The following is an 8,326-nucleotide window of genomic DNA, read 5'->3' on the forward strand; positions in this document are numbered from 1 at the left end:
CCCCCCCCCCCCCCCCCCCCCCCCCCCCCCCCCCCCCCCCCCCCCCCCCCCCCCCCCCCCCCCCCCCCCCCCGGCCGGGTCTCAGTCCGTTCGCGCGCGCCGGCCCGCAAGCCTTTGGGGGACGTCCCGGGCGCCGAGGCGCCTCACTCGGCGAACCAGAATTCGTCCATCCGGTGAACGCCGAGATGCGCGCCCGGGTCCCAGGCCCAGATCGCCTTGGCGGGCACGTTGCGCAGCCGCTTCGACACGGCGGCGGGCTGGGGCGCGCCGCTCACGAGGCCGATGCCGAACACCTGGTCGGCATGGATCGCCAGCATCTTGCGCCAGACCGCCGCGCGGTCCGCGGTCTCGGTCGCCGCGTTCCAGTCGTTGAACAGCGCCAGCAGCCGCTGCGCCTCGGCGGTCTCGGGCGGCTGGCCCGCCGCGCCCTGGGTCTGGAAGTGCTGGCCCCACATCGGCCAGGAGAAATTGGCCTGGTCCACCGGCGCCAGTTCCCGCGGGGGGGCGTCGGCGGTGGGGATGCCGTTGTTCCAGCCGAACCAGACCGGCATCATCGCCTCGCCGCGATAGGCGGCGTTGCGCAGGATGTCGCGGTCGACGGGGCGATAGATCAGCCGCACGCCGATGTCGCGCCAGGCCTCGGCCACCAACTCCAGCGCGTCGCTCTCCGCCCCGCGCTCGCCCGCGCTTTCCACCACGATCTCCAGCCGCCGCCCGTCGGGCAGCAGCCGCACGCCGTCGCCGTCGCGCTTGTCCAGCCCCAGCGCGTCGAGCATGTCGTTGGCGCGGTCCGGGTCATGCGCGGCCCAGGCGTCGGCCCAGTCCTGGTTGAAGAAGGGCGACTGTTCGAGCGGCGCCATCGCCCGCTCCTTCGCCAGCCCGTAATAGAGCGACTTGTTGATCGCCTTGCGGTCGATCCCCAGCGACAGCGCGCGGCGGAAATCCGCCTCGCGGAACAGGGCGCGGAAGCCGGGATCGGTGTAGTTGAGGTTGGGGTAGAGCGCGATCTCGGCCGCCGCGCCGTTGGACCAGACGCGCACGTCATAGCCGCCGGTCTTCTCGCCCTTCTTGAGCACCGGCGCGTCCGAGAAGCCGAGCGAGCGGACCTGCAGGTCGCTTTCCCCCAGCGTGACCTTGGAGGCGACGAGGCCCCCGGCCGCGATCGCCACGTCGACCCCGTCGATATAGGGCAGCTGCACGCCGTTCTGATCGAAGCGGTGATAGTAGGGGTTGCGCGCCAGCACGTAGCGCTGGCCGTTCTTGTCCGACGTGTTCATCCAGGGCTGCAGCGTCGGCAGCGCGGGGTTGTCGAACTTGTACATCTGGTCGGTCTTGTTGTGCAGCTGCGCCCAGTTGCGGGCGCGCGCCTCGCGGATCTGCGCCGCGAGCGCGTCGGTGTCGGCGTATGTCTCGTGGAACGCCTTCATGTAATGCGCGGGGCGATAGATGAAGGGCGGGCGCGCCTGCGCCAGCGCCGGCAGGAAGCGCGGGTTCGGCGCCGGCCATTCCCAGGTCATCGTGGTCTCGTCCACCACGGTGAGCGTCGCCGGAACCCCGTCCACCACCATCAGCTCGGGCGGGCCCGAGGGGGCGAGGAGCGGGTTGTTGGCCACGTCCTCCCACCAGTAGCGGAAATCCTCGGTGGTGAAGGGCGCGCCGTCGGACCACTTGTGGCCCTCGCGCAGGTGCATGGTGAACCTGCGGCCCTCCTCGACCTCCACCGCGCGCAGGATGTCGGGGACCAGCTCGTAATCGGCGTCATAGCCGACGAGGCGCGCATAGCCGTAGACGACCATGTAGCGGATGTCCTTGGCGCGGGTGAAGATGGTGCGCAGAACGCCCCCCTGCACGCCCGCCTCGCGCCCCTTGGCGGCGAGGTCGACGACCAGCGGCTCGGACGGGGCGCGCTCGGCCACGGGGGGCAGGTTCCCGGCGGCGACGACGCCCGAAAGGGCCGTGCTTTCCTTCGGCGAGAAGCCGAGCGCGGGCCCGGCCATGGCGGTCAGCAGGGCCAGGCACGCGGCCCACATGTGCAGGCGTTTCATGCTGCGCTCCTTACGTAATGTCCCGGCGCGACCTCGCGCAGCGGCGGGGCGTCGTCGCCCTCGTAGCGCCACGGCTCCGGCCAGCTCTCGGGGGCGCCGGCGCCGCGCGCCACGGTCGCCAGGTCGAGCTTGCGCTCCAGGTCCGGCTCGGGCGACGCGGCGATCAGCGCGCGGGTGTAGGGGTGGGTGGGGGCGCCGAACAGCATCCGCGCCGGGCCCTCCTCGACGATGCGCCCGCGGCGCATCACGGCGACGCGGTCGGCGAGATCGGCGACCACGGTGAGGTCATGGGAGATGAAGAGATAGGAGAGCCCCATCTCGTCCCGCAGCTCCTTCAGCAGGGCCAGCACCTGCGCCTGCACCGAGACGTCGAGCGCCGAGGTCGGCTCGTCGCAGACGATCAGCTCCGGCTCCAGCGACAGCGCGCGGGCGATGGAGATGCGCTGGCGCTGGCCGCCCGAGAAGGCGTGCGGGAAGCGCCCGAGATGGTCGGGCGACAGGCCCACCTTCTCCATCAGCGCGGCGGCCCGGTCGCGCCGGTCGCGCGGCCCGGCGCCGATGCCGTGGATCCGCATCGGCTCGGTCAGGATGTCGAGCACGGACATGCGCGGGGAGAGCGACGCGTAGGGGTCCTGGAACACGATCTGGACGCGGCGGCGGAACGCCTTCAGCGCGTCGGGCCCGAGGGCGAGCACGTCCTGCACCTCGCCGCCCTTGCCGCGGAAGCCGACCTCGGCGCCCTCGTCGGGCTCCTCGGCGCGCAGCATCAGCTTGGCGATGGTGGACTTGCCCGAGCCGCTTTCGCCCACCACGGCCAGCGTCTCGCCCCGGCCCACGGTCAGCTCCACGTCCTGCACGGCCTTGACGGTGGGCGGCGGGGCGCCGAGGCCGCGGCGCCGGCCCTCGTAGGTCTTCGAGAGGTTCTTCGCCCAGAAGATCGGGTCGTCCGAGAGATGCCCCGCCCGGCCGCCATCGGCGGGCAGTTCCGGCGCCGCGGCCACGAGGGCGCGGGTATAGCCATGGGCGGGCGCGCCCAGCACCGGGCCGACGGGGCCGCTTTCCACCACGCGCCCCTTGCGCATCACCGTCACCTGGTCGGCCATGTTGGCGACGACGCCGAGGTCATGGGTGACCAGCACCACCCCCATGCCGGTGTCTTCCTGGAGCTGCCGGATCAGGTCCAGCACCTGCGCCTGGGTGGTGACGTCGAGCGCGGTGGTCGGCTCGTCCGCGATCAGGATGTCGGGGCGGCAGACCATGGCCATGGCGATCATCGCGCGCTGGCGCAGCCCGCCGGACAACTCGAACGGATACGCCTCCCAGGCCCGCCCGGGGTCGGGAAAGCCCACGTCGGCGAAGATCTCGAGGCAGCGCATCTTCGGGTCCACCCCGGGCGCGTGCAGGCGCACCGCCTCGGCGGCCTGCTGGCCGATGGTGTGGAGCGGGGAGAGCGAGCTCATCGGTTCCTGGAACACCATGGCGATGCGCCCGCCGCGGATCTGGCGGATGCGCCGCTCGGGGACCGAGCAGAGGTCCTCCGGCGCGCCGTCGCGGCCCGCGAAGACGGCCGAGCCGCCGGTGATCCGGGCGCCCTTGGGCAGGATGCGCAGCAGGGCCTTGCCGGTGACGGTCTTGCCCGAGCCGCTCTCGCCCACCAGGGCCAGCGTCTCGCCCCGGCGCAGGGTGAAGGAAACCTTGTCGACCACGGTCGCAGCGTCCTTCCCGGCGCCGAAAGCGACCGAGAGATCCTGCACGGACAGAAGCGGCTTCGCCGCGGTCATGGACGCCCCCCTTGGCATCGTTTCCCCTTGCGCCGGAGCATGGCCCGCCTGCGCCTCGGGGGCAACCGCTTTGGCCCGCCGGACGCGCGGCGCGGTGAACACGCGATGACGCGGGCCGGGACGGGCGGGCGGCGGTTCGACGCGGGGGGGAAGGTCGGGGGAAGGGCGGGGCGCGACGGGGGGGCGGCGGCCCCCGCGCCTCAGCCCGCGCCGGCGGCGGCGGCGCAGGCCCGGGTCAGCTCGTCCAGCGTCTCGCCGAGGATCGCGATCTCCCGCGGCTCCGAGAACCGGTGATCGGCGCCCTTCACGAGGTTCAGCCGCAGGTCCGGGCACGCGATGTGGGAGAGGAGGATCAGCGCCCGCTCCTGCGGCACGTCGGTATCCGCGGTCCCCTGCATCATCCGCACCGGGAAGGGCAGGGAGAGGGGATCGCGCAGCACCAGGTGATTGCGCCCGTCCTCGATCAGTTTGGCCGTGATGACATAGGGCTCGTCCGAGTAGTCGGAGGGCAGCTCGATCCGGCCCGTCTCGGCCATCTCCGCCTTCTGCGCCTCGGTGAACGACGCCTCCATCGAATCGGCGGTGAAATCGGGCGCCGCGGCGATGGTCGCCAGCCCCGCGACCCGCCCGCCGAACTGCGCCGAGGCGCGCGCGAGGATCAGGGAGATCCATCCCCCCATCGAGGAGCCGACCAGGATCTGCGGCCCCTCGGTCAGCGCATCCACCGCGTCCTTTGCGTCGCGCGCCCAGTCGCCGATGCAGCCATCGAGGAAATCGCCCGAACTCGCGCCGTGGCCGGTGTAGTCGAAGCGAAGAAACGCGCGGCCCCGCGCGGCGGCCCAGCGTTCCAGCGCCACCGCCTTGGTCCCGGTCATGTCGGACTTGAAACCGCCCAGGAACACGATCCCGGGCTGTGCGGCGTCGCATCTGCCCTTAAGCTTGTGGTAAGCGATCCTTCGCCCGTCGGACATCTCCAGGAAATCGGGCGCGGGCGAGAGGGTGTCGGTCATGGCGGGGTACGTCTTTCAGCGGCTTGGTCCGGGTCTGCGGTCGAACATGGCCGCGGGGGGCGGGCTTGTCCACGCCCCCGAGGGCGGCGCGGGCGGCGGGGCCGCGGACGCGCTCGCCCCCTTCCCGCCGCTGCTGCGCAAGGACGGCTCGCCGCTCTGCATCCTGCAGCTGGTCCCGGCGCTGGAGCAGGGGGGCGTCGAGCGCGGCGCCCTCGACATCGCCCGCGCCATCGTGGCGGCGGGGGGGCGGGCGCTCGTCGCCTCGCGCGGGGGGCGGATGGAGGCGCGGCTCGACCGCGCGGGCGGAGAGCTCGTGCGCCTCGACATCGGCGCGAAATCCCCGCTCTCGATCTGGCGCAACGCGCGGGCGCTGGCGAAGCTGGCGGCGGCGGAAGGCGTGGACGTGATCCACGCCCGCTCCCGCGCCCCGGCCTGGGCCGGGCTGCGCGCGGCGCAGGCGGCCGGCATCCCCTTCGTGACCACCTATCACGGGGTCCATTCCGAGGGCTTCCCGGGCAAGCGCTTCTACAATTCCGTCATGGCGCGCGGAAAGCCGGTGATCGCGGTCTCGGAACATGTCGCGGCGATGATCCGGGAGCGGCACCCCTTCGCGAAGGATATCCGGGTGATCCATCGCGGCTCAGACCTCGCCGCCTTCGACCCCGACGCGGTCTCGCGTGAGCGGATCGAGGGGCTGGCGCTGCGCTGGGGGCTGGTCGAGGACCCGCGGCCGGTGATTGCGCTGCCCGGACGCCTGACCCGCTGGAAGGGGCAGGAGGAGTTCATCGAAGCCGCCCGCATCCTGCGCGAGATGCGCGGGGCCGAGGATTTCCTCTGCCTGATGATCGGCGGGGATGAGACCGGGCCCTATGCGGCCGAGCTGTCGCGCGCCATCGCCGATGCGGGGCTGGAGAACGTCGCGCGCCTTGCGGGCAGCGTCGACGACATGCCCGCGGCGCTGAAGCTGTCGGCCGTGGTGGTCAGCGCGTCGAACAAGCCCGAGGCCTTCGGGCGGGTGGCGACCGAGGGCATGGCCATGAAGCGCCCCGTCATCGCCACCGACCATGGCGGCGCGCAGGAGACGGTGGCCGATGGCGACACCGGCTGGCTGATCCCCCCCGGCGACGCCGGGGCGCTCGCGGGCGCGATGCAGAAGGCCCTGTCGCTGACCGAGGCCGAGGCGGCAGCCATGGGCGCAGCTGGGCGCGCGCGCGTCGCGTCCATGTTCAGCCTGCAGGGGATGCAGGAGGCGGTGCTGGGGGTGTATCGCGAGGTGACGCGGGGGCGGTGAGGGTTGCGTGTCGGGGGGCTTCCGCCCCCCGAGCCCCCCGACCAGGGGGTGACCCCCTGGACCCCCTCTTTTTTGCTCTAAGGGGCGTGTCCGCCCGCTCAAGGGGGACAAGCCCCCGTTCGCGGGCGGAGGCGGCGTTCCGCCGCCGGGGCGCCTGGGGTCAGGCCTCTTCGACGGATCCGGGGGCGCGCAGGATGCGGACGGTGGCCTCGCCATAGGACCGCTCGTCCAGCGGCGTGCAGCCCGCGGGGGGCGTGACGGGCACGCCCGTCCGTTCCTCCCACACGATCAGCGCGCCGGGGGCGATCCAGCCGCCCTCGAACGCCGCCGCCAGCGCCCGTTCCCCGAGGCCCTTGCCGTAAGGCGGGTCGAGGAACACCAGGTCGAACGTGCCCCCCCGGTTCGGCCCCAGCTTCGTCGCGTCGCGCCGCCAGATCTTCACCTCGCCCGTCACGCCCAGCCGCTCGGCATTGTCGCGGATCAGCCCGCGGCTCGGGGCATGGTCATCGACGAAGCACACCTTCGCCGCGCCGCGCGACAGGGCCTCGAGCCCCAGCGCCCCGGTCCCGGCGAAGAGGTCGAGGACCCGCGCGCCCCGCGGCGGCGTCTCGCCCCCCGGCAGGTCCTCGCCGCCATGGGCGAGCAGGTTGAACAGCGCCTCGCGCGTGCGGTCCGACGAGGGGCGCAGATGCGCCGCCCCGCCCCCCGCCGCGCCGGGGGCCTTGAGCTGCGTGCCCTTGAAGCGCCCGCCGATGATCCGCATCAGTCGGCCCCGAGGATCGCCGACAGCCCGTCGACCGCCTGCGCGACCTCGGCCTCGGAGGTGTAGTGGGTGAACGAGAGGCGCAGCACGCCATGCGCCGGGTCCACGCCCATGGCCGAGAGCAGGCGCACGGCGTAGAAATCGCCGCCCCCCGCCATCACCTTCCAGCGCGCCAGCTTCGCCGCCGCTTCCTCGCCCGGCACATCCAGGACCATGGCGACGGTCGGCGCGCGGTTCTCGGTGGTCGCCGGGCCGAGCAGGCGCAGGCCCTCGCGGTCCTTCGCCCAGTCCAGCAGCGGGGCCAGCAGCTCCGCCTCGCGCGCGGCGATCAGGCGGCGCAGGCGCGCGGCGCGGCGGTCGAAGGGGGCGCCGACGGGGAAGTGGCGGCTCTCGAGCGCCTCGAGATAGGTGGCCACGCCCTCCATCCCCGCGACCTGCGCATGGTCCGGCCCGGCGGGCACGAGGCGCTTGCGCAGCGCGCCGTCGTTGAACCAGTGCGACTGGTTCGGCAGGGACCGGTTCACCTCCTCCCGGATCAGCATGACGCCCTGGTGCGGGCCGAAGGTCTTGTAGGCGGAGAAGAGATAGATATCGGCGCCGAGGTCTTCGAAATCGGGCAGCCCGTGCGGCGCCGCCGAGACGCCATCGACGCAGGACAGCGCGCCCGCGTCCCGGATCATCGCGCAGATCGCCTTCACGTCGTTGATCTGCCCGAGGATGTTCGAGCAATGCGGGAAGGCCGCCAGCCGCACCTTGTCGTCCAGAAGGGCGGCGAGGTCGGCGGGGTCGAGGCGGCCGTCGCCTTGCATCTTCCATTCGCGGATCTCGGCCCCGGCCTTCTCGAGCCGCCGCCAGGCGCCGGAATTGGCCTCGTGGTCCTGGTTGGTCACCACGATGGCGTCGCCGGGCTTCAGCGTCTCGCGCAGCGCGGCGGCGAGGGTGGCGACGTTCTGGGTGGTGGAGGGGCCGAAGAGCGCGGCCTCGGGCGCGGCGCAGCACCACTCGGCGATCCGCTCGTGGCCCTCGTCCATCAGCCGCCCCGCGGTGCGCGAGGCGGGGTAGGGCGCGTAGGGCTGCACCTTGGTGCGCTTGTGAAAGCCGTGGAGGCGCTCCACCACCTGGCGGCACATGTAGGAGCCGCCCGCATTCTCGAAGAACGCCCAGCCCGAGAGGCTGTCCTCGGAAAAGGCCGGGAACTGGCTGCGGGTGAAGGCGAGGTCGAAGGCCGGAAGGGCGTCGGGGGCGGTCATGGCGGCGGGCGGCTCCGGGTTGATGCGGCTTTGACGGGCAGGAGTAGCCCGGACGGGAGGGGGAAGGAAGGGGGCGGGCGCCGGGGGACGGTTGGTGGTGGTGCGGGATGGCGCGGGGGGGGGGGGGGGGGGGGGGGGGGGGGGGGGGGGGGGGGGGGGGGGGGGGGGGGGGGGGGGGGGGGGGGG

General features: G+C 73.2%; 6 protein-coding genes. 1 reads left to right on the forward strand and 5 read right to left on the reverse strand.

Annotated elements, in window-relative coordinates:
• Positions 1 to 143 precede the first annotated feature (143 nt).
• From ACQ5SO_RS20985 to ACQ5SO_RS20995, 3 genes are all read right to left on the reverse strand, one after another.
• A complete protein-coding gene (locus tag ACQ5SO_RS20985; RefSeq protein WP_430943608.1) occupies positions 144 to 2,045 on the reverse strand; it encodes an ABC transporter substrate-binding protein in 1,902 nt (633 codons plus the stop codon).
• A complete protein-coding gene (locus tag ACQ5SO_RS20990) occupies positions 2,042 to 3,826 on the reverse strand; it encodes a dipeptide ABC transporter ATP-binding protein (protein ID WP_430943609.1) in 1,785 nt (594 codons plus the stop codon). Before ACQ5SO_RS20990 ends, ACQ5SO_RS20985 begins: the two co-directional genes overlap by 4 nt.
• A 200-nt stretch (positions 3,827 to 4,026) precedes the next feature.
• Entirely contained in the window at positions 4,027 to 4,836 is an 810-nt protein-coding gene (locus ACQ5SO_RS20995) for an alpha/beta hydrolase (RefSeq protein WP_430943610.1), read from the reverse strand.
• Here ACQ5SO_RS20995 and ACQ5SO_RS21000 point away from each other — a divergent pair.
• Positions 4,835 to 6,127, forward strand: coding sequence for a glycosyltransferase family 4 protein (locus tag ACQ5SO_RS21000; RefSeq protein ID WP_430943611.1), 1,293 nt, complete (start codon positions 4,835 to 4,837; stop codon positions 6,125 to 6,127). The two genes, ACQ5SO_RS20995 and ACQ5SO_RS21000, sit on opposite strands and share 2 nt — an antisense overlap.
• 160 nt (positions 6,128 to 6,287) lie before the next feature.
• Here ACQ5SO_RS21000 and rsmD read toward each other — a convergent pair whose 3' ends face one another.
• Positions 6,288 to 6,890, reverse strand: coding sequence for a 16S rRNA (guanine(966)-N(2))-methyltransferase RsmD (rsmD, locus tag ACQ5SO_RS21005; RefSeq protein WP_430943612.1), 603 nt, complete (start codon positions 6,888 to 6,890; stop codon positions 6,288 to 6,290).
• A complete protein-coding gene (locus tag ACQ5SO_RS21010) occupies positions 6,890 to 8,140 on the reverse strand; it encodes an aminotransferase class V-fold PLP-dependent enzyme (RefSeq protein ID WP_430943613.1) in 1,251 nt (416 codons plus the stop codon). Before ACQ5SO_RS21010 ends, rsmD begins: the two co-directional genes overlap by 1 nt.
• Positions 8,141 to 8,326: the final 186 nt, after the last annotated feature.

Origin of the sequence: Rhodovulum sp. DZ06 (genome assembly GCF_050586345.1) — a bacterium.
GTDB lineage: Bacteria > Pseudomonadota > Alphaproteobacteria > Rhodobacterales > Rhodobacteraceae > JBOCEF01.

Coding starts and splice junctions, on each gene's coding strand:
- ACQ5SO_RS21000 (WP_430943611.1), top strand. CDS start 4,835: ATGGCGGGGTACGTCTTTCAGCGGCTTGGTCCGGGTCTGCGGTCGAAC.
- ACQ5SO_RS20990 (WP_430943609.1), bottom strand. CDS start 3,826: ATGACCGCGGCGAAGCCGCTTCTGTCCGTGCAGGATCTCTCGGTCGCT.
- ACQ5SO_RS21010 (WP_430943613.1), bottom strand. CDS start 8,140: ATGACCGCCCCCGACGCCCTTCCGGCCTTCGACCTCGCCTTCACCCGC.
- rsmD (WP_430943612.1), bottom strand. CDS start 6,890: ATGCGGATCATCGGCGGGCGCTTCAAGGGCACGCAGCTCAAGGCCCCC.
- ACQ5SO_RS20995 (WP_430943610.1), bottom strand. CDS start 4,836: ATGACCGACACCCTCTCGCCCGCGCCCGATTTCCTGGAGATGTCCGAC.
- ACQ5SO_RS20985 (WP_430943608.1), bottom strand. CDS start 2,045: ATGAAACGCCTGCACATGTGGGCCGCGTGCCTGGCCCTGCTGACCGCC.